General features: G+C 52.7%; 23 protein-coding genes. All 23 read right to left on the reverse strand.

Annotated elements, in window-relative coordinates; all coding sequences use genetic code 11:
- Positions 1-9: 9 nt before the first annotated feature.
- From fliP to MKD49_RS05535, 23 genes are read right to left on the reverse strand one after another with little or no spacing between them, the layout of a single operon-like run.
- Positions 10-813 (reverse strand): flagellar type III secretion system pore protein FliP, encoded by an 804-nt coding sequence (fliP, locus tag MKD49_RS05425; protein ID WP_252695672.1) that lies wholly within the window; start codon positions 811-813, stop codon positions 10-12.
- Positions 810-1,235 carry a flagellar biosynthetic protein FliO gene (locus tag MKD49_RS05430; RefSeq protein ID WP_252695673.1) on the reverse strand — a complete coding sequence of 142 codons (426 nt, stop codon included), beginning with the start codon at positions 1,233-1,235 and terminating at the stop codon, positions 810-812. Before MKD49_RS05430 ends, fliP begins: the two co-directional genes overlap by 4 nt.
- A gap of 4 nt (positions 1,236-1,239) precedes the next feature.
- Positions 1,240-1,608, reverse strand: coding sequence for a FliM/FliN family flagellar motor switch protein (locus tag MKD49_RS05435; RefSeq protein WP_252695674.1), 369 nt, complete (start codon positions 1,606-1,608; stop codon positions 1,240-1,242).
- Between the two features lie 33 nt (positions 1,609-1,641).
- Positions 1,642-2,508: a FliM/FliN family flagellar motor switch protein gene (locus MKD49_RS05440; RefSeq protein WP_252695675.1), complete on the reverse strand. Its 867-nt coding sequence runs from the start codon at positions 2,506-2,508 to the stop codon at positions 1,642-1,644.
- Between the two features lie 2 nt (positions 2,509-2,510).
- Positions 2,511-3,698 carry a flagellar hook-basal body complex protein gene (locus MKD49_RS05445; protein ID WP_252695676.1) on the reverse strand — a complete coding sequence of 396 codons (1,188 nt, stop codon included), beginning with the start codon at positions 3,696-3,698 and terminating at the stop codon, positions 2,511-2,513.
- Positions 3,699-3,711: 13 nt separating this feature from the next.
- On the reverse strand, positions 3,712-4,110 hold the full coding sequence (locus MKD49_RS05450) for a flagellar hook capping FlgD N-terminal domain-containing protein (protein ID WP_252695677.1): 399 nt from the start codon (positions 4,108-4,110) through the stop codon (positions 3,712-3,714).
- A complete protein-coding gene (locus MKD49_RS05455) occupies positions 4,110-4,835 on the reverse strand; it encodes a hypothetical protein (protein ID WP_252695678.1) in 726 nt (241 codons plus the stop codon). The genes MKD49_RS05450 and MKD49_RS05455 overlap by 1 nt, the downstream gene beginning before the upstream one ends.
- Positions 4,832-5,320 carry a hypothetical protein gene (locus tag MKD49_RS05460; protein WP_252695679.1) on the reverse strand — a complete coding sequence of 163 codons (489 nt, stop codon included), beginning with the start codon at positions 5,318-5,320 and terminating at the stop codon, positions 4,832-4,834. The genes MKD49_RS05455 and MKD49_RS05460 overlap by 4 nt, the downstream gene beginning before the upstream one ends.
- Positions 5,317-6,645, reverse strand: a complete 1,329-nt coding sequence (locus MKD49_RS05465) for a FliI/YscN family ATPase (protein WP_252695680.1) — start codon at positions 6,643-6,645, stop codon at positions 5,317-5,319. The genes MKD49_RS05460 and MKD49_RS05465 overlap by 4 nt, the downstream gene beginning before the upstream one ends.
- Positions 6,642-7,475: a FliH/SctL family protein gene (locus MKD49_RS05470; RefSeq protein ID WP_252695681.1), complete on the reverse strand. Its 834-nt coding sequence runs from the start codon at positions 7,473-7,475 to the stop codon at positions 6,642-6,644. Before MKD49_RS05470 ends, MKD49_RS05465 begins: the two co-directional genes overlap by 4 nt.
- The gene (locus MKD49_RS05475) at positions 7,472-8,059 is read right to left on the reverse strand and encodes a hypothetical protein (RefSeq protein WP_252695682.1); all 588 of its coding nucleotides are present in this window, start codon (positions 8,057-8,059) and stop codon (positions 7,472-7,474) included. The genes MKD49_RS05470 and MKD49_RS05475 overlap by 4 nt, the downstream gene beginning before the upstream one ends.
- Positions 8,059-9,513 (reverse strand): flagellar basal-body MS-ring/collar protein FliF, encoded by a 1,455-nt coding sequence (gene fliF, locus MKD49_RS05480; RefSeq protein ID WP_252695773.1) that lies wholly within the window; start codon positions 9,511-9,513, stop codon positions 8,059-8,061. The genes MKD49_RS05475 and fliF overlap by 1 nt, the downstream gene beginning before the upstream one ends.
- A 56-nt stretch (positions 9,514-9,569) precedes the next feature.
- Complete coding sequence (gene fliE, locus MKD49_RS05485) at positions 9,570-9,887, reverse strand: flagellar hook-basal body complex protein FliE (protein WP_252695683.1); 318 nt, start codon at positions 9,885-9,887, stop codon at positions 9,570-9,572.
- Entirely contained in the window at positions 9,884-10,336 is a 453-nt protein-coding gene (flgC, locus tag MKD49_RS05490) for a flagellar basal body rod protein FlgC (protein WP_252695684.1), read from the reverse strand. Before flgC ends, fliE begins: the two co-directional genes overlap by 4 nt.
- A gap of 9 nt (positions 10,337-10,345) precedes the next feature.
- Positions 10,346-10,729: a flagellar basal body protein gene (locus tag MKD49_RS05495; protein ID WP_252695685.1), complete on the reverse strand. Its 384-nt coding sequence runs from the start codon at positions 10,727-10,729 to the stop codon at positions 10,346-10,348.
- Positions 10,730-10,761: 32 nt separating this feature from the next.
- The gene (locus MKD49_RS05500) at positions 10,762-11,922 is read right to left on the reverse strand and encodes a flagellar basal body P-ring protein FlgI (protein ID WP_252695686.1); all 1,161 of its coding nucleotides are present in this window, start codon (positions 11,920-11,922) and stop codon (positions 10,762-10,764) included.
- Positions 11,923-11,924: 2 nt separating this feature from the next.
- A complete protein-coding gene (locus MKD49_RS05505; protein WP_252695687.1) occupies positions 11,925-12,521 on the reverse strand; it encodes a flagellar basal body L-ring protein FlgH in 597 nt (198 codons plus the stop codon).
- A gap of 16 nt (positions 12,522-12,537) precedes the next feature.
- Positions 12,538-13,518, reverse strand: a complete 981-nt coding sequence (gene flgA, locus MKD49_RS05510) for a flagellar basal body P-ring formation chaperone FlgA (protein WP_252695688.1) — start codon at positions 13,516-13,518, stop codon at positions 12,538-12,540.
- Positions 13,518-14,315 carry a flagellar basal-body rod protein FlgG gene (flgG, locus tag MKD49_RS05515; protein ID WP_252695689.1) on the reverse strand — a complete coding sequence of 266 codons (798 nt, stop codon included), beginning with the start codon at positions 14,313-14,315 and terminating at the stop codon, positions 13,518-13,520. The genes flgA and flgG overlap by 1 nt, the downstream gene beginning before the upstream one ends.
- A 57-nt stretch (positions 14,316-14,372) precedes the next feature.
- Positions 14,373-15,134, reverse strand: coding sequence for a flagellar hook-basal body protein (locus MKD49_RS05520; RefSeq protein ID WP_252695690.1), 762 nt, complete (start codon positions 15,132-15,134; stop codon positions 14,373-14,375).
- A gap of 16 nt (positions 15,135-15,150) precedes the next feature.
- A complete protein-coding gene (gene flhA, locus MKD49_RS05525) occupies positions 15,151-17,196 on the reverse strand; it encodes a flagellar biosynthesis protein FlhA (RefSeq protein WP_371925438.1) in 2,046 nt (681 codons plus the stop codon).
- A complete protein-coding gene (locus tag MKD49_RS05530; RefSeq protein WP_252695692.1) occupies positions 17,196-18,305 on the reverse strand; it encodes a flagellar biosynthesis protein FlhB in 1,110 nt (369 codons plus the stop codon). The genes flhA and MKD49_RS05530 overlap by 1 nt, the downstream gene beginning before the upstream one ends.
- Positions 18,305-19,114, reverse strand: coding sequence for a flagellar biosynthetic protein FliR (locus tag MKD49_RS05535; protein ID WP_252695693.1), 810 nt, complete (start codon positions 19,112-19,114; stop codon positions 18,305-18,307). Before MKD49_RS05535 ends, MKD49_RS05530 begins: the two co-directional genes overlap by 1 nt.
- Positions 19,115-19,117: the final 3 nt, after the last annotated feature.

The raw sequence follows: 19,117 nt of genomic DNA on the forward strand, positions 1-19,117 counted from the left end.
GATCAGCAGTCAATGGAACGATCCGACTAGTGCCTTCAATACCAGGCTCCATCCGTCGATAATAATAAACATCAAAATCTTCAGAGGAAGTGCGATGGTAGTTGGCGGCATCATCATCATACCCAGCGCCATCAAGATGCTGGATACAATCAGGTCAATCAATAGGAAAGGAATAAAGATCACGAAGCCAATCTGAAAAGCTGCACGAAGCTCAGAGAGCATAAATGCAGGAATCAGCTGTACGTTGCTAACTTCATCGATATTTGCTGGCTTGGTTGCCTTCGACAATTCCACCATGAGCGCCAGATCTTGCTCACGTGTTTGCTTGACCATAAATTCTCGTACCGGCCGAATACCTTTCTCATAAGCGCTATCCAGCGACATCCTTCCTGCCATGAATGGCTGGAATGCATCCTGATTGACTTTTTGAAGCACTGGCGACATGGTAATCATCGTCAAGAATAGCGCTAGTCCGATCAGCACTGCGTTTGGAGGAGTCTCTTGCATGCCAACAGCATGCCTCAACATCGAAAGAACGATAACGATGCGCAAAAACGCCGTCAGAGACATCAGCATGGCAGGAATCAATGCCATGAGTGTCAATCCGACAACAATACGTAGCGCCAGTGCAGTTTGCCCGTCTTTCGACTGAGCGCCAGGCAGAAAGTCAGAAGGTCGTAGCTGCTCCGCTCTCGCCACGGTCGATTCCGACGGGGTAGCAGTTGCCGCTACCGCAGGTGCACTGGCCCAACATGCGAGAATAACTAGTGCCACCGACAGCAAATTGGCAAAACGCGCCACATATCCCCTCATTGCGGCGGCTCCTCGATAGCGCCTTTCGAGGGAACAAGATGTTCGCCTAAATGCACCAACTGATGCTCGTTTACGCCAAGAAGTATTCGGCCGCCCTCCCACTCCACGACATGCAAAGAAACTCGTCCACCCAAGCGTCGAGAAGCGACGACAGTAATTTCGTTCTGTTCAGATGGAATAGTCAGCCACTTGAAGCGATCTGCCAGTACTCTACCGCCGAGCGCTCGGCGGCGACGCGCCGCTAAGCTCAGCACGCCCAGCAAGATAAGCACTAATACCGATAACGTTGCCACCGCGCTCCAAGGCAACGCAGTACTTTCTTCGGATTTAAACTGCAACGATGTATCTGCCGCCAACGATATGTCGGTCATCGGTAATATACAGACCAGTGCAGCGATAAAGCGCAAAAACAAAACCGACATGGCGTCAAACTTTCAGCGAAACCGGCAGCTCGGTAATACGTACCGCAAAATGCTCATCTACAGCGACAAGCTGGCCTCGCGCCACCACTCGGCCATCCAGCAAGAGATCAACTGGCTGCTCAATTGTTCGATCAAGACGTACGACTTGTTGCTCACGCGCCGACAATAGTTCGCCAACAGTCAATTCGACCTCTCCAACGGAAACAGACAGTCGCGTCTTAATTTGATGCAAAGGATTAACGTTATCCAGGACCTTTCTGCCTTCTTGGCCAGTACCAGATAACTCCGAAAACGCCAACATCTGCGCCGTCGGTTGCGCTTGCTCCTCACTTGCAACGGCCAGCGTAGGGGAAAGAGGTGTCAACTTACTCATGTTTTATTCCAATAGAATGATATTCCGCGATTCTTAGAGAGCTGTATGAGCAGTCTCTCTCGTGAATTCAATCGCTTTGTTGCCATGCGCCTGCCCTAAATAGGCACCACAAACTGGGTGACCTTGTGACGTTGAAACATGAAGTGCCTGCGTCAGCAAATGTGGAAGGATGAGCACATCACCTTCACGCAAAGCCTGCAGCTGACCTAACGTCAACTCGACCTCGGTCAACTCAACTCGAAGTTTTGTCAGACGACCTTCCAATGCATCTTGCAAAGGAACGAGAGTGACTCTCTCGTAGTTCTTCTCTGCCTTCAAGGCAGCGAGCGACTCTGCTCGCTGCGGTCCTATATGCAGCCTGATGACGACGTGTTCAATATTAAGGTCCAGACGCACAGCTCCAGACCACGGCCTCTTTTGAGAGACGGGGATTCCACCTGGATAGAGGCTTTGTGTTAGGCACGATCTGTCCTGAGCTACTTTATGACCCACAAGGGCTTCCAGAATCGTATTCAAACAGTCATCAAGCGCCTCGCCAGCAGTGTCCAGCAATAACTGGCCAGAAGCCGAGCCAGATCGCCCCACCAGGCCCAATAATTCAGCCATTTCACGCACGGAAGATATACGTTCTAGCCAAATGCAGTCGTCATCGCTATCGCCTGAATAGAGTAGACGCTGATGACGAGGCTCCTCGACGGCATTTTCTTCTTCGTGCGCCATCATGCAGCGGGCCTTCACGTCAGCCGACACAGAATCGTCCCGCCATTCCAAACACCATTTTTCGAGCGCAATTTGAGCTAGCTTTCCCAGTCTTTCCAATCGGCTTGCTCCGGGCCAACGCAACGCTTTCACCACCCCATCTTCTACCACTTCATTTCGTGACTGCACCGCATTCACCATTTTTACTTACCTCGCATGGTGAAGAGCTCTTGTAGCATCTCGTTAGCTGTCGAAATAACCTGAGAGGATGATTGATAACCGCGCTGCATAATCACCAATTCGCTAAATTCCGAGGATAGATCGACATTCGATGCCTCCAATGTCGCACTTCTAATTGAGCCAAAGATATCCTTGTTTGCCCGGCCGATGTGCCAAGCTTTGGGGTCGATAGCATCAAAACGGCTGCCACCAATTGCGCGCACAGCATCAATCGTATCGAAGTGACTGACTGCTAGCGACGCACCTTGCACCGTCTGCCCATTGGAATAGGTCAGTGTGAGGACGCCGTCAGCATCAAAGGTAGATTTGACCAATCCACCAGCTGTATGCCCGTCGCGACTGGCCATCGCCAAGTTCGTTACATTTCCCGATGCAAACGAAGTGACATCACTACTAAAATCGAATGTGACCACTTTCGATGCTACACCAGCCGGTGCGTAGGAAAATGTTACTCGCCCCGTCGCCAAATTGAGGTTGCCGTTTGTAAAAGTGAGCAGACCGCTGCCTACTGGAGTGGATCCATCGGTGACACTTAGGCTCCAGATGCTGTTGGTCGCACTGCTACTGCCGGTGATATTCGTAAAAGCAAGGGAAAGTGAGTGCGCCGCACCCGCGGCGTCCAGCACCGTGGCAGTGGCGTTTTGAGTAGTCGCCGTACTAGAGAGGTTACCGGTGAATTTAACAGAGCCGGTGGCCTGTGCCGAATTGGTGCGAAGCCCAGCAACACTAATCTCGACCAAGTTTCCGCCACCGTCTAGGCCCAATACTTTGGCGCGGTCTAGCTTGTCGACCAAAATGCCCGTGGAATCAAACTCGAATTGCCCCGCACGTGTGTGATGAAGCTGGCCTGCTGAATCTCTCACTACGAACATACCTAGTCCATCGATAGCCAGATCAAGGTCATTATCACTATTACGCAATTCTCCTTGTTTGAAATTAATGGACGTTCCTCTGGTTCCTAGACCGAATCCAATTTGTCCACCATTATGTCCGCCATTGAGATTCCCATCCGAGTAGAACAGATCTGCAAATTGCACGGTCGAGCCTTTGAAACCCGGCGTATTCATGTTGGCAGTGTTGTTGGAAATGGTGCGCAAGCCACTGGAAAAACCAAGCAGCCCAGTCATACCGGTATAGATAGAATCAAGCATATCGATCTCCTGGTTAGCGCACTGCGGCAATCTGAGCCAGACTAATACCGGTTAAGGTCTCCCCGCTACTGCTTAACACTGTCAATTGCGGCGAGTCACCACTCAACGACAGGGCCTTTACCGTGCCAGTCACCGTACTTCCACTAGTGTCAGTAATATCTACCATACGGCCGATCAGCCCCACCGACTGGAGCGCAGCTTGCGTAGAAATCAATTGATCGATTTTGGTGTTGAGCTTCTGAGTTTGCTCCAACGAAGTGAACTGAGCCAACTGAGCCATGAATTGCTGATTGTCCACCGGTTTCATCGGATCTTGATAATTCAGCTGCGTGAGAAGAATTTTCAGAAAATCCTGCATGTTCAAGCTATTTGCTTGGCTCATGGTTGCATTGTTGACGGAGTCGATCACCATCACATCTCCTCAAGGTAATTCATAAATAAAGGGGAAGCCGGTCGATCTCGGCTTCCCGATATTAGGGACGATGCCAACGGACGCCCATTGCATATCACGCTATCTAAGCGAATACCAGCTGCGCCAAGCGCCTCCTGAATGGTCTGCACCAACCTATTCAGAACCACAGGATCTTGCGCATCGTGCGAATCTAATCCCAACCAAACTCGCATACCGAGTCCCATTCGCTCCAACGTAATTCGAGGCAACACCATCGTTTTCCCCGTCGCGCCGCGCCCCCCTACAGATATCTGGCCTTGGTCCGTGCTATTGGTATTTCCATAGATAAAAAGAGAATTCAAGTACTTTTCAATCATTATCGGCGATGCCATCTCTCGCTCATCTGCTTTCGCTACGAAGGCGATCCTGTCAGATATTGTTACGTCTTCATTTATCGATGAGAATTTAGGCACTTCGTGGCTCAGTGCTAGACGCGCAGCCATGGTGCTCACTGCGACGCGACTGCCACCTGACTCCCCCATCAGATCATTTATTTGCGCATATTGATCAGTCAGATCGGGAGCTTGGCGAGCCCGATTGGCCAGGCCATGCTCAAGCCATCCCTGCATTTGTGCGCGTTCCATCTCGCGCTGCCATGCTTGCGCTGCCTCAGGCGCCGGCATATCCGTCAAATCCCCACTTGATTGCATGTGGTCAAGACCGACACTAGGCATCATCACATTCACGATACGGCCTCCCCGCGCTGGAGGTCTTCCCATAAGCTACGTGCAATCCACTCATGGTTCATGGCAGCCGCGGTCTTCGCGCGTTGCCGCAACGCGTAGTCATACAATTGCTGCTTTTGATGCTGCTCCAGCAAATCAATTTGCACTTGCTCCTTTTGGCATTGAGAAAGCAACGCCTTGTGCTCGCTCTGGGCCGCTTCAACACGTTCTTGAAGTGCCGATATCGCCTCTCGCGTGTGCGTCAGATAGTCCAGGGCGCGGCGACGCAAGAAAGGATCCAGATAACGCTGAGGAAACTGCTTGAGGTGTTCCTGCTGAGCATTGCGTGCCTGCTCGGCGTTGTGAACTTCACTACGCAAATCATTCAGTTTTCTCAGGACTCGCGCCATGCTCACCTGCAACGCTTCTAACGCCCATTTATGCCGCAACAGCAAAGGAGCCAAGGGATATTCAAAGCCGCGTAAATCAACATCCGCCATACTCATGTTTGCCACCCTTGCTCGGCCGATATGCCCAAAGCTGATCGCAACTGCCGTATCGCTTCAGCACGGGCAACGCCACCTTCTTGCTGACGTAATATGGCCAATAGGCCGGCTTGCTTCTCTAACGCGAGATCCAATTCTAGGTTGCTGCCAGTCTCGTAAGCGCCCAAATCAATCATTTGACGACTACGCTCCAGCAAAGCCAAGACACGTATTGCTTCTTGCGCTAACGAACGATCGGCGTTATCACAGAGGTCAGGCATTAAGCGGCTGGCGCTCTTAAGTACATCTAAGGCTGGATATTGCCCCCGATGTGCTTGGTCACGGCTAAGTACCAGATGTCCGTCCAAGATAGCGCGCAAGCTGTCGGAAATTGGCTCATTGAAATCGTCACCTTCAACCAACACTGTCAAGAGCGCAGTAATGGATCCACCGGAGGGAGCCGTACCGCAACGCTCACATAATTCAGGCAACTCAGCAAATACAGAAGGTGTATAACCGCGCGCCGTTGGAGGCTCGCCCGCTGATAGTCCGATTTCACGACGAGCCATCGCAAAGCGAGTAACCGAATCCATCGTCAGCAGTACTTGCTTGCCTTGAGCGCGGAAATAGTCGGATATCGCGATGGCTGCATGCGTGGCGCGGACTCGCGCGGCGGCAGGCTGATCCGCCGTAGCCACGATCACCACGGAACGACGTAGACCATCTTCTCCTAGTTGCTTGTCAATGAATTCAAGGACTTCACGCCCGCGCTCGCCGATTAGAGCAATCACGTTCACGTCCGCAGTCACATGACGTGCAATCATCCCAAGCAAGGTACTCTTCCCCACTCCACTACCTGCAAATATTCCCACTCTCTGGCCCTTGCCCAAGGTCAGCAGACCATCGATGGCACGGATTCCCGTTTCCAGAACGTGCTCGATGCGTGGGCGTCGCATGGGACTGGGGGCCTGAGGACGCAAAGGCCATTGCTGGTCGACGCGGGGCATAGGGAGATCATCCAAAGGACTCCCGAAGCAATCAATAACACGCCCCAGCAGCGCCGGTCCCACCCCAATTTCAGAATGCATCCCCACCGCTTCAATATCGCAACCCGCGGCAAGTCCTTGCACCGAACCATATGGCATCAGCGTCACATTGCCAGGTCGCAGCCCCACCACTTCGGCCAAGATCGCCGCCCCCCCCATCCTCGGGATGACTCGACACAACTCACCGATCGCGACATCGGGACCGCTCGCCTCGATCGCGAGGCCAGACAAGCGGGACACTTGCCCTAGTCGGCGTACCAGCGAAGCATCCCGAACTGCCTGGAGATAAGCGGAATTCACTTGTCGGCCCTATGGAGATCTACGGAGCTATGCCTTGTCTGTATCAACAATTCGGCAAACAGCCGCAATTGAGTTTCAAGACGCACATCCAAGCTACCTTCGCGGGTGTCAATAATGCAGCCGCCCAGAGCAACTTGATCATCCGCTTCCCAGCGCACTCCTTGCTTGACCAACTCAGAGATCTGGGACGTCTCATCAAGAAGTGATAAATCCCGAGGATGTACCCGCACAGCCACCAATTGATTCTGCGCAAGCTTCTTTAGTTGTTCCGTGAGTACCAGCCTGGTTCCCTCATGAGAAGCAAAGGCAGAACCAAGGATTTGCAATACAACGGCATGTGACAGCGCCACCATATCTTCCTCAGAAGATTCAAACCGACGGGCCAACTGTGCAGGAATCGCTTGAAGCAAATGTTCAAGCTGCTGCTCTTTCTCGCGTAAAGCCTTTGCATGTTCATCCAGCTCACGCTTGATTCGCAACTGAGCCTCTTCTAATCCTTGGCGAAGCCCCGCCTCCCTCCCTTCCAGCAGCCCGTCCTGGTATGCCTCCTCTCGTCCTCGCTGAAGCCCCTCTTCTTTGCCGGCTGCTTCGCCTTGTTTAAAGCCGGCGCTCCATGCTTGCTCGCGCAATTCGACAAGATCTAAGGTATTCAGTGACGCCTCTGACCGCACATCGGGTGTGGCGACTTGGGCTACTGGCAACATAGCCTGCAACGAAGTTTCATCCGCTATAACAGCCTTACTGGACTGCGGCCGCCCGAGCAACCTTGGATGGCGCTGAACCGAGGCTTGCGACAAGATAGGAGAAACAGTCGTAAGCGGCGTGCTCATCGTTGTATTCCTTTCGCTTTTATCCTCAGCATACTGGTCGGAATCCACCGGCCAAACCAGCCCGTTAGAGAATAAAGAGCTGGTCTGCCTGTAACTAGTTGTTCATTTCCTCGTTCTTCAAGCGCAATACGCACTGATCTCAAAAGAACGTTGGTCAATCTCCCAGACGGTTGGCGCATCTCATAGGCCATGGATTGCACTTGACGTCGTTTGGGTAATTCGAGTGCTGCCATTAAATCGCCGCTCCAGTGCCATGGCCCCGCGGCTAGCAGGCGTGCTATCAGTTCAGCAGGCTCGTCCATAAGGATCTGAGCTAATTGGCCTACTCGGTCCCCGGAAATTGCCTGCAACCAAATCCGATCGTGCTGATGCGCTCCCGCAGAAGGCAAGATTTGCAACGTTGCCAGGGTCTGATCCAACAATACACGGTCATGAGGAATACCCAATGAATCCAGCTCCGTAAGCAGTTCTTGTAACGAGCTACGTTGATCTTCGGTGAAGGCATTCAACAGCAGCTGACGTTCGCGCAACGGCAATGTATGCAAAAGCAACGCCGCACGACGTATACCGGAACTTACCTCCATTACCGTCTCCCTTGCGTTGCAGGTGCCTCGGACTCTTGCATCCACGACTGCAATTGAATCAACAGCGCGCGCCGTTGTTCATCAGTCAGCGTCGATGCGTCCCGATTGCGAACGAAAAGTACACCTGCTAACGCGGTAATCGCTAAGATCAATAAAGTCAAAACAACAATCAACAACGAATTTCCACTGATGTTGGAATACCAACTTGCAGCGCCAAGAGATGGATCGTTTTGCTTTCCTTGCAAACCGCTCTCCTGTGTGACGGCACTATCGGCAATTGCGCGAACTTCGGGAGAAACAACTCCTTCTGCCACAAGACCTTCTGACGAAACCAAGGCCGTCAACGGCTGCACGATGACAGTGTCACCACGCTCTAACGATGCACCGACCGCAGCTGCAACAACACTTTTTATACGCTCTTGTTGAGCCGTATCCAATGGTTTGCGCACAACCGCAACCACATTAATCCGACGCACTGAGCCAGGTGCCGCCACAATGTTTTCAACACGCCGACCCACGCTATATTCAGACTCGCGCTGAGAGCTTCCACCCGCTGCTCCCTTTGCATCCAGGGGCGCACTGCCTTCCCGCACCGTTTCACGCTCCCGTACCAAGGTACCTGCAGGTTGCATACCATCCTTGGCCGGCGGCGCCAGGACATCCTCGGTCGTTGTGCGAATCTGATCCATGTTAAGACTCACATCAACCGTGGCCATTGCTTGGCCTACGCCGAAGGTGCGATCCAAAACGACGCCGACTTTTTTCGCTAGATAGGCCTCCATCTCCTTTTTAAGGTCCAATCGCGCCGAACTGCCATCACCATCACCTTGCATCGCGCGCGTCAACGCCACGCCGTGTTGGTCAATGATAGTAACCTCGGCCTGACTGATTCCAGGAACAGCTGCAGCAACCAAGCGCTGTATGCCACTCACTTGTTCAGGACGCAGCTTCTCGCCCTGTTTCATCGTTAAGGTGATAGATGCCTTTGGTACACTGCCGGCTCGTTTGAACAAACCCTCTTCAGGAAGAGCAAGATGAACGCGCGCTGATTGAATTTCGGACAGCGATAGGATGGTTCGCGTGATTTCTCCTTGCAATGCACGCTGGTAGTTGATCTTTTGCGCGAACTCGGTCATCCCGAAGTCGGTATTGTTGAATAGCTCAAAACCGATCGTGCCGTGCAGAGGTAATTCTTTACTCATCAATTTGATGCGAGTCTGATGAACGACATCCTTATCTATGAGAATTGTTCGACCTCCGTCAGCAAGCTTATAAGGCTGCTTCATCTTGTCCAGCTCACCAACCATCGCTCCCGCATCCTGGGGTGACAGATCGGAGAAAAGCACCTGATAGTCCGTACGTACCAACCACATGGCCGCTACGGTCGCGCCCAAGATCACCAGAACACCAATGATCAAGCCAATACGCGCCCCTCTTCCTAATTTTTCCCACATCTGCTTCACAGTCAGCCCCAGCTCAGTCTTTTTATCAATACGCTAGTCACACCGGTCTATACAGGCATCTTCATCAGATCCTGATAGGCTTCCAATGCTCGATTTCGCATCTGCAGCAGCAATTGGAAGGACATGCGCGCATCCTCCATACGAATCATCACCTGATGCAAATTCTGCACATTACCGGCGGCGAGCTGCTGAAGATCAACTTGGGAAGCCAATAGTTGCGTATTGACCTCATCAAGCCCTCGGCTCACCATGTGCGTAAAATCGTTCTGCACCGCAGGCGATAAAGAGCCCGTGTTGGCCGGGTTTACTGCCAGCAATTGGGATGGTTCTAATGCAGCGACCGCTGCAATACTGTCCACGCTCATGTTGTTCCTCCGATATCAAGCGCCTTTAGAGCCATCGTTCGCGCCGTGTTCATCGCGGACACGTTGGCCTCATAAGCACGTGTCGCGCTCATCATGGTGACCATCTCCACTGCGCTATCTACGCCTGGATAGGCCACAAATCCTTTTGTATTGGCGAACGGATGACCCGGCTCGTATACCATGCGCGGAGCGACATCTGCAGCTTCAACTGTGACGTTAGGTAGCGCGGGTAAAGACAATCCCGGCGCATCCGAAACACCAGCGTCAACAAGGCCAGCAAAACTTGCCGGGCCGGTCGTGCGCGCGACCGCGCGCAATGGACGATAGACGCCGTCTCGGGCATCCTGCACTGTGTTGGCATTGGCTAAATTGATCGCGGCCACATCTACTCGGGTACGCTCGACAGTCATTCCGGCGGCACTAATAGCAAATGCTTGTGTGTAATCCATGATCTTTCCTTAGCGCTTTCCGTCGCTGGCCGCCATACCCAAAATGGACAGATGGCGACTAAGGCCTCTAACCAATGCCTGATATTGCACCGAGTTTTGCGACATCATTACGACTTCCTCGTCTAGCTGCACCTTGGCAGGCTGATTATTCGCATCTAACACTGGCGTCATCCGCGTTTGAAAGGCTGCCAATGAATAGCTATCCAACGGGAGACCCGCATCCAGGCGGCGCTGCAAATCTTGCATCTGGTCCGCAAACCCTAGCCGCACCGGCGTATATCCCACCGTTCCAGCATTGGCAATATTGGTAGCAATAACTTGTTGACGCTGGCTCGCGGCATCCAATGCCAAGCCCAATGCTGTGGTCGTAATTGACTCAATAGCATTACTCATGCACTTTCCCCTTTATCTACAATCTCAACGCTCTACTGCACGACCAGTTCTGCATGCAGCGCTCCGGCGGCCTTCACCGCTCGCAAAATCGAAATGATGTCGCGCGTATTGGTCTTCATGCGCGCCAACGTCTGCACGAGATCCGCTACTGTGTTGTTATTTGGTCCAACAAACCCCGGCCCATTTTGTTCCTCTACATCGACACGCGTGTTACTCACGATTTCAGTACGTACCCCTGGTCCTGCGCTACCAATGAAAAGAGGCTGTGACGCAGTATTCTGAGTGCTGATCGCGATCTTCAGGTCACCGTGAGAAATGGCCACCTTAGAAATCCTAACGTCGCCTCCAGACACGACTGTGCCGGTCCGCTCATTGATGACAACCTTAGCGCGGCGATCCGGAACAACTGACACGTTTTCTATACGCGTCAGATAGTTGGTGAGATCGGCACGTTGTGTTTCTGGCACCTGAATGGTCACGCCTGATGCATCACGAGCATGTGCAAGTCCCGCACCTAACCGGGCATTGATGGCATCCGCAATTCGCGTCGCCGTCGTGTAATCGGGCTCAGCCAACAAAAATGTCACGTCTTGGCGGGCACTCAGCACCTGAGCATCGACACCAACTTCCACAATTGCCCCGCCCGGCACCGACCCAACGGTTGGGTGGTTCTTCTGCACAACATTCCCATTGGCGTCGTAGCGATATCCCCCTACTGAGAGCGGCCCTTGCGCCAAGGCGTATACCTTTCCGTTGGCAGCCTTCAGTGGCGTCATCAGCAGCGATCCCCCGACCAGACTGCGTGCATCGCCTGCAGAAGTGACTGTTATATCGAGAGTGTCACCTTCGTGAGAAAAGGTAGGTAGTGCGGCTGTCACCAACACCACCGCTACGTTACGACTTTGGACTTGTTCCGGTGCGACTGTAAGGTTGAACTGGGAGTAAACATTAGCCAGCGCCTGGCGTGTAGCCTTATTTGTCGAGGAATCGCCAGTACCGGCTAAACCCGTCACCACTCCGTAGCCAACGATTGCGTTATCACGCCACCCCTGCATACGCCCAAGATCTTTGATACGAATGCTGTCAACTGCACCGGCAGCAAAAGTGCATGCGGTGTACCCGAGCAATACTCCATTGACAGTTACGATCAACAAGTAGCGCCAAAGATTGGTCAATTTGTTGTTCTCGATCATCGTTAGAACCCCAGCCAATCAACAAAACGACGCCACCACCCACGCCGCTGACGCTCCGATAAATCCCCATCGCCAACATAGGTAATGCGTGCATCAGCCAAACGAGTGGACAAAATGATATTGCCGTCCGAAATGTCCTGCGGACGCGCTCGGCCTTCTAATTTGACGCGCTGCTCCTCGTCATTGACATAAAGGATTTGCTCCCCAGCCAATTGCAGATCTCCATTTGGTTGGATTGCAATCACGCTGACTGTCAGTTGCGTCAAAAGCTTGCTGGCACGCTGGGTGCGCCCTCCGCCATCAAAATCGCCGCCCACATTGACACCTGCAGTGATGTTTGGGTTACGGGTAAGACTAAAATCGGCATTCACACCATTCTTACGGCGGGTCGTGGTATCTGCGTTTGTACTCGCACTGGAGGTTTCCAGCACCTGAACCGTCACTGCATCTCCGATACGAAATGCCTTATTGTCAGCCGTCAAAGGACGAAAGCTGCTTTCGCTATACAGACTTTCGGCGCGCACTGCCCCAATCGAAAAGTTTGAGCACAGGGCTGCAAGCAAGACTATGACCGACTTTGTTTTCTTCGCAATCTTCATAAGCTGTCTTCGAATATCAACGCTCTGTCATTTCCAGCGAACCTGGTCCCACGACCCGTGCCATTACGACACCTGTTGATGCAGCTCCTTTTACGCGGATCAACTGCCCTAAGTAGCCGTCCTGGAGGACCTCCACGACGCCTTCGATCGTGAGATCACCTGCACCGGCGCGCAATGTAGCGATCTGACCTCGTTGCATCATTGGTGCGGCATCTACTTGTTTTTTCACCAGAACATCCCCACGCCCTACGGCCTTCTTAACTCGCCATTGTGTTTCAGGCTCTGTGCTAGAAGATCTCGTTGGGATCGCAGCGCCATTTACCGGAGCGATATCAACCTGGCGGCTCTCGAATTGCGTTTCGTTCGCGGCACGCCCGACTCCAATATCTTGTCGAGCAACATAAGCTGTGCGATAAGCGCGAACGCGAAAACGCACAGGAACGCTACGGACGAAAAGATCATCTACGTAGACGTCAGTCCAGAGCGCCATACGACTGTAGGGTTGCGCATCACCAGGGTCCCTTACCACGATTCGTGCCATCCCCATGGGCACTGAAAAATCAGCTGGAACAGATAGCAATTCAATTTCACTACGTTCACTACGACCCGACAGCCAATTCTCCAAGGCCAGATGTGCAGCGTCCGCCAACTGACTGCCATTGATACGCTGAGACTGTGCAACAACCTCAACTCGTTCAGCGCCTGCCCAATGCATATCTGGTTTCTGACTACCTGTACGTGTACGAATCCAGCGCTCGATTTCACTACGATTTAATATGGCCAGCCCCGTTCTGGGCAGAGAACCCAGAGGAATTTCTCGCAGTTGACTCAACAGTGTTGTATCCGCACTTCTCATGTCCGCTATGTCACCCAACAACACCTGTGAGTGCCTGACTTGGACATTCGAGCGAAGGGAGATTTCGACTAGCTGGCCGGCATAAACGGCACCGCTAAAAAGCAGTGCCACGCCAAGCGAGTGTCGAAGAATGATGTTCATCAGCGACGCAGGTTATTCACCATCCCCAGCATTTCATCGGAAGCCTGCACGACTTTGACGCTGGCCTCATATGCACGCTGGGCCACCATCAGGTTGACCATTTCCTCGACCATTTTCACGTTAGAGCCTTCCAGGTAGCCTTGCTGCACCAGTCCCATGCTGTCTTCACCTGGCTTTCCAGCAATGGCCTCGCCAGACCCCTCTGTAGCGCGATACAAGTTATCACCCTGCGCGCTGAGCATTCCGGGGCTAGTAAAACGTACCATCTCCAGCACACCAGCCTCAACGGCAGTTGGCTGATCTGCGGTGACCAGCGTCACCCTACCGTCCGTACCGATCGTCAGACTTTTGACATTGGAAGGGATAGTGATACCTGGGCTCAAGGGATAGCCAGCTTGCGTCGCCAATAGGCCATCTGCATTGACTTTCAAGGTTCCGCCTCGTGTATAGGCGTGGCTACCATCAGGCATCGTCACTTCCAGAAAACCATCGCCCTGGATTGCCACATCAAGAGCAGCGTCGGTTTTCTTGATATCACCGAGATCGAACATTTTTGCAAGATTAGAAACTCCTACACCCGCTCCGGTTCGAAACGCGTCAGCAAACACCCCTGCATTCGGGTCAATCAATCCCGCAGACACCGGGGCTTGACCACCACTGACAACTAGATCAGAGAAGTTCACCCGACTCTTTTTGTAGCTGGTGGTGTTGATGTTGGCCAGATTATTGGCGATGGTATCGACGTTGAGTTGTTGCGCCTGCATGCCGGTGGCGCCAATGTAAAGTGCGTCATGCATGTTTTGCCTTTCGATGAATACTTTTCTTTCGGACGGTATCTATCACTGCAGGCAGCATCAACCGTCGCTCAGTCGACGAATCGCATTGCCCAACATATCGTCATAAGCTTGAGTGATTTTTTGCATAGATTCAAAATGACGCATCGTTTGCATCATCTCGACCATTTCGTGTACAGAACTGACATTGGCATTTTCCAGATAACCCTGACGCACCTGCACTTCAGCATCATTCAATTGACGCATCCCTATGCCCTCGGCAAATAAGCCTTCGCCTAAGCGTCGAAGTGTCTCTGACTGCTCGAATTGGACTACCTTTAGCTGCCCCAATGGACGCTTGTTTTCAACGATATTACCTGCTGCATCAATAGTCGGGTTAGCAGTAGAGACAAAGAGCTCGCCCCCCTTACCCATCAATGGATAGCCTTGCGCAGTGACAATACGGCCGCGCTCGTCCATACGGAAATTACCCTGCCGGGTGTAGGCGGGACCATGCTCGGTCTGTACCTCGAAAAATCCTGGTCCGGACAATGCCAAATCCAGTGGCTGCCCAGTCGATTTAAGTGTCCCGGCACGCATATCGCTACGCGAGACAACCGCATGGGGATCGACCGTGCCACTGCCGTTGATGCTTGCAGCCATGCCCGCATCCCATAAGCTACCAAACGGTGTGCTACCTGGCGCTCCCAAGGTCGCACGAGCCACGCTCACTTCTCGCTTATAGGCTGGCGTTAGTGCATTACTCATATTCATCGCCACTCGTTGCATGCGAGCCATATCTTGATGCATGCTGATAAGGCTTACTCCAAGTACGTCATCCATCTCCAGATTCCCTTCTTTATAACGTGACCACGCTATAGGACTTCAATTCGATTGTTTGAGGCACTTCTGTCATTGAAAGAACGCGCAAATGCGGCATCACTCGTTCGCTCAACATGCGCACATGCCTCCGTAGCTCGGGCGCACACAGCAACACCGGCAGCAAATTGCTTTTCATCATGCGTTCAGCCTGCTGCACCAGGCGCGCGACCATTTGCTCTGCCAAGCGAGGCTCCAACGCAAAACCTTGCGAACCATCTACGCTACGGAGATTTTGCATCAATTGACTTTCGATATTTGGATCGAGCGTCATGACATGCAGCGCAGTTGCCTCTCCCAAAAGCTGCTGGCAGATTGCATGTCCAAGGCGATGGCGAACGGCCTCGGTAAGATATTGCGCATCCTTGCTACCTCGACCAGCATCATTAAGCGCCTCAAGAATTGCTTCGATATGACGTATGCTGACCTTCTCTCGCAACAAGTTCTGAAGCACTTTCTGCACATCATTCATGCTCAGCAAGGTGGGAATCAGATCCTCTATCAAACTGGTATTCGACTCTCGTACTCGTGCCAAAAGGCGCTCTGTTTCAGCACGCGTCAACAATCTTGCGGATTCCCGGCGCAATACCTCCGTGAGATGCGTCATGAATACCGTCTGTGCATCCACGATGGTAAATTTTGCTGCAACCGCCGCGTTACGCTGTGATTCCTCTATCCACAGCGCGGGAAGCCCATAAGTAGGATCTTTGGTCGGCTCACCTGGAACAGCCTTAAGATCTCCCGCTGGATGAATTGCCAGCAGACGTTCGGCGCGCGCCTCCCCTTTTGCCGTCAACACGCCATCCAGGTGGATTTCATATCGGTCAGCTCCCAATTTCGACAATTCGCGAAAGCGCACTTTAGGGAGAACTAGCCCCAACTCTTGCGCATGCTGCTTACGGAATGTCGCGATACGGTCCATAAAGAGGCTGCCTTGCTGCACCAATGGCACCCAATGACTTCCCACGAAGATTTCGATTGGCTCAACTTTCAGTTGGGCGTAGGGATCATCTGCTTGAGCATCTGCATCCTCCCCATCAACGGTAGCACTGGCCTTATCATCATCCCCTACCGTGGCCTTGCGCGCGAACCACCACACTAGAAGCACGCCTCCGGCAAGCGCCATTGCTGGTAACGCTGGAATGCCAGGCAGCAGTATCAAGGCAACAAGCGCTGCCGCCACCAACAGTAACGTCTTAGGAAATGAAGTTACCTGGCGTAACGCCGCATGACTCAAATTGGTATCAGATGAGGAGCGGGTAACAATAATGCCCGTCCCCAAGGCAATGACGAGTGCAGGCACCTGCGTCACAATGCCGTCACCAATGGTCAGCAGCGTATAGGTTTGCAAGGCCTGCCCCCAAGGCATGCCCCGTTGCATGATGCCGATTACCAGGCCACCCACGATGTCGATCAGCAAGATGATGATGCCGGCAATAGCGTCACCCTTGACGAATTTACTTGCACCATCCATGGCACCGTAAAAACCCGACTCCTTCTCCAAGTTCTTACGGCGACGCTGAGCCTCTGCTTGATCGATAAAACCCATGTTCAGATCAGCGTCGATACTCATCTGCTGACCCGGCATACTATCCAAGGTAAAACGTGCTGCCACCTCTGAAACACGCTGTGCGCCGCTGGTAATCACAACGTATTGCACAACAATCAGAATGAAGAACACAATTAAGCCAATAACGTAGTTGCCCCCAACCACATAGGAACCGATTGCAGCGATTACGCGTCCAGCGTCACCATCAGAGAGGATCAAGCGAGTAGCAGCCACATTCAGCGCCAAGCGAAACAGGGTCGCCAGCAACAAAAGGGACGGGAATGTGGAGAACTCTACTGGACGAGCCATGTAGAAAGTCAGCAGCAAAATCAGGAATGCAAAGCTGAAATTCGCCAGGATCAGGAAATCCAATAGCGGACTAGGAATGGGAACAAACAGTACTAACAGCACTGCTAACACAACCAACACCATGGCAATATCTGCATGGCGCCCGAAGAATGAACGCAAATTGGCCATCATGCTATAGCTCCTGATGCAGACGCCGTAGCACGATGCGCCGCATCAGAAGCCTTACGCATCGCGAAAACCCAGACGATAATACGTGCCACCTCCGCATATAAATGCGGCGGCACGTAGTCATCAAAATCCAATTCTTTATATAACTTTCGAGCCAAGGTTTGATTCCTAACAACCGGCACCCTGTGCTTGGCGGCAACCTTCCGCATCGCTGCAGCCTGGATACCCGCGCCTTTGGCCAGGACTTGAGGCGAATTCATCTCCCCGTGCTTGTAACGCAAAGCGATCGCCAAGTGCGTTGGATTAGTAATCAATACATCGGCCTCACGAACTTTGCTTGCGGCGAGACTACGTTGCAGCATCTCGCGGCGCAGCTCACGTAAACGCGCCCGAATCCGAGGATCCCCCTCCCGGTTCTTTGTCTCATCGCGAATATCACGATGGCTCATACGCATGTTCTTTGCGAACTCGCGTCGAGTGTACATCCAATCTACGGCTGCGATGATCACCAACATCAAAGCGATCTTCATGCACATCGAGGCGATATCGTCCAGTAAAGCGTGTAAATAACCTGTCGGACTGTACTGCCCCAATGCCCCGAATTGCGGCAACATTTTCTTAAGCGCGTAATAAACGACCCAGACCAACAACACCAACTTCAAACATGCTCGTGCTGTATCAAATAAAGTGCGCAGAGAAAACAGCCGTTTGAATCCAGTCGCAGGATTTAACTTGCTCCAGTCTGGCCCTAACGGCTTGGAGGAGAGTATCGGCCCAATTTGAACCAGGTTGCCCACGATGGCAGCGATCATTAGTGCAATAAAGAACGGTCCGAGCAGGATGAGACTACTTTTAATACCACTCAACAGTAATTGCCACAACACGGGCGCACCGCCTTCGAGCCGGCCAGCCATTCCCAAGACCGCTTGATCGAAGCGAAATTGGTCACGCACACTCTCCCATCCCTGCCAAGAAAGGTATGCCAGTACGACAACAAACACGACGGCTCCGGTGAAATCTGGGCTTTTGGCAACCTGCCCACGCTTACGTGCCTCACGCAACTTATGTGGTGTGGCTGCTTGGTTGCGATCCATGTCCTGACCAGCCATCAGACACTCCCCGCAAAAAAGCCTTCCCAGGCGTTGAAGATAGAAAAGTAGACGCGCGACATTGCATCTCCAGAACCTGCCATCCAGAGGGACAATGCGCCCAGCCCCACGATGACTTTGATCGGGATACCCATGGTGAACATATTCATCTGGGGCAGATTGCGCGCCAACACACCCACCCCGACTTCCACCAACAAGATGCAAAAGACCACAGGGGCCGCCAATGCAAAGCCAATCGAGAAGATCCCGGCGATCTGTCGCGCCAATGGCCCCGCCGCCTGAGCTATAGGCCAAGCCTGCCCGGCCGGAAAACGTTCGAAGCTATACGCCAATCCACGTAGCAGCGCATGGTGACCATTTACCAGGAAGAACACCACAGCGGCGACCTGATTAAAGAGCGACGTCAAGATTGGTATCTGCCGTCGAGTCGCTGGATCGATGACCTGCGCTATGCCATAACCAATTTGCACGTCAAGCAAGGAACCCGCCACCGAGAAGGCAGCAAAAGCAAGAAGGATGCTTAATCCGAGAGTGGCGCCCAGCATCAACTCACTCAAAATAGACACGATCAATGCACCGGGCTCGAAAACTTCCTGTGCCCGCATGTTCGGAAAGGTAAGCACAAAAAGAACAGAGAACGCCAAAACCAACAACATCCGCACGATATTGGGCATCGGAAATGCATAGAGCACCGGGGTCATCAACAGCACCGCAGCAAGACGCGTTGCCACCAGCAACACCGTGGCAATCCACGCTGGATCAATCAAGGTGGGGAGCGCACTTAGAGCGAAAGTAGAAATGATGGGCACCGC

Origin of the sequence: Herbaspirillum sp. WGmk3 (genome assembly GCF_023952535.1) — a bacterium.
GTDB lineage: Bacteria > Pseudomonadota > Gammaproteobacteria > Burkholderiales > Burkholderiaceae_D > Herbaspirillum > Herbaspirillum huttiense.

Excerpts from the sequence above, each read along its gene's own strand:
- MKD49_RS05500 (WP_252695686.1), bottom strand. The coding sequence starts at position 11,922 with ATGATCGAGAACAACAAATTGACCAATCTTTGGCGCTACTTGTTGATC.
- flgG (WP_252695689.1), bottom strand. The coding sequence starts at position 14,315 with ATGCATGACGCACTTTACATTGGCGCCACCGGCATGCAGGCGCAACAA.
- MKD49_RS05450 (WP_252695677.1), bottom strand. The coding sequence starts at position 4,110 with ATGGTGATCGACTCCGTCAACAATGCAACCATGAGCCAAGCAAATAGC.
- MKD49_RS05495 (WP_252695685.1), bottom strand. The coding sequence starts at position 10,729 with ATGAGTAATGCTATTGAGTCAATTACGACCACAGCATTGGGCTTGGCA.
- fliP (WP_252695672.1), bottom strand. The coding sequence starts at position 813 with ATGAGGGGATATGTGGCGCGTTTTGCCAATTTGCTGTCGGTGGCACTA.
- MKD49_RS05445 (WP_252695676.1), bottom strand. The coding sequence starts at position 3,698 with ATGCTTGATTCTATCTATACCGGTATGACTGGGCTGCTTGGTTTTTCC.
- MKD49_RS05505 (WP_252695687.1), bottom strand. The coding sequence starts at position 12,521 with ATGAAGATTGCGAAGAAAACAAAGTCGGTCATAGTCTTGCTTGCAGCC.
- flgC (WP_252695684.1), bottom strand. The coding sequence starts at position 10,336 with ATGGATTACACACAAGCATTTGCTATTAGTGCCGCCGGAATGACTGTC.
- MKD49_RS05530 (WP_252695692.1), bottom strand. The coding sequence starts at position 18,305 with ATGGCTGGTCAGGACATGGATCGCAACCAAGCAGCCACACCACATAAG.
- MKD49_RS05475 (WP_252695682.1), bottom strand. The coding sequence starts at position 8,059 with ATGGAGGTAAGTTCCGGTATACGTCGTGCGGCGTTGCTTTTGCATACA.
- MKD49_RS05440 (WP_252695675.1), bottom strand. The coding sequence starts at position 2,508 with ATGGTGAATGCGGTGCAGTCACGAAATGAAGTGGTAGAAGATGGGGTG.
- MKD49_RS05470 (WP_252695681.1), bottom strand. The coding sequence starts at position 7,475 with ATGAGCACGCCGCTTACGACTGTTTCTCCTATCTTGTCGCAAGCCTCG.
- flhA (WP_371925438.1), bottom strand. The coding sequence starts at position 17,196 with ATGGCCAATTTGCGTTCATTCTTCGGGCGCCATGCAGATATTGCCATG.
- MKD49_RS05430 (WP_252695673.1), bottom strand. The coding sequence starts at position 1,235 with ATGTCGGTTTTGTTTTTGCGCTTTATCGCTGCACTGGTCTGTATATTA.
- fliF (WP_252695773.1), bottom strand. The coding sequence starts at position 9,513 with ATGTGGGAAAAATTAGGAAGAGGGGCGCGTATTGGCTTGATCATTGGT.
- MKD49_RS05520 (WP_252695690.1), bottom strand. The coding sequence starts at position 15,134 with ATGGATGACGTACTTGGAGTAAGCCTTATCAGCATGCATCAAGATATG.
- MKD49_RS05460 (WP_252695679.1), bottom strand. The coding sequence starts at position 5,320 with ATGAGTATGGCGGATGTTGATTTACGCGGCTTTGAATATCCCTTGGCT.
- MKD49_RS05435 (WP_252695674.1), bottom strand. The coding sequence starts at position 1,608 with ATGAGTAAGTTGACACCTCTTTCCCCTACGCTGGCCGTTGCAAGTGAG.
- flgA (WP_252695688.1), bottom strand. The coding sequence starts at position 13,518 with ATGAACATCATTCTTCGACACTCGCTTGGCGTGGCACTGCTTTTTAGC.
- fliE (WP_252695683.1), bottom strand. The coding sequence starts at position 9,887 with ATGAGCGTGGACAGTATTGCAGCGGTCGCTGCATTAGAACCATCCCAA.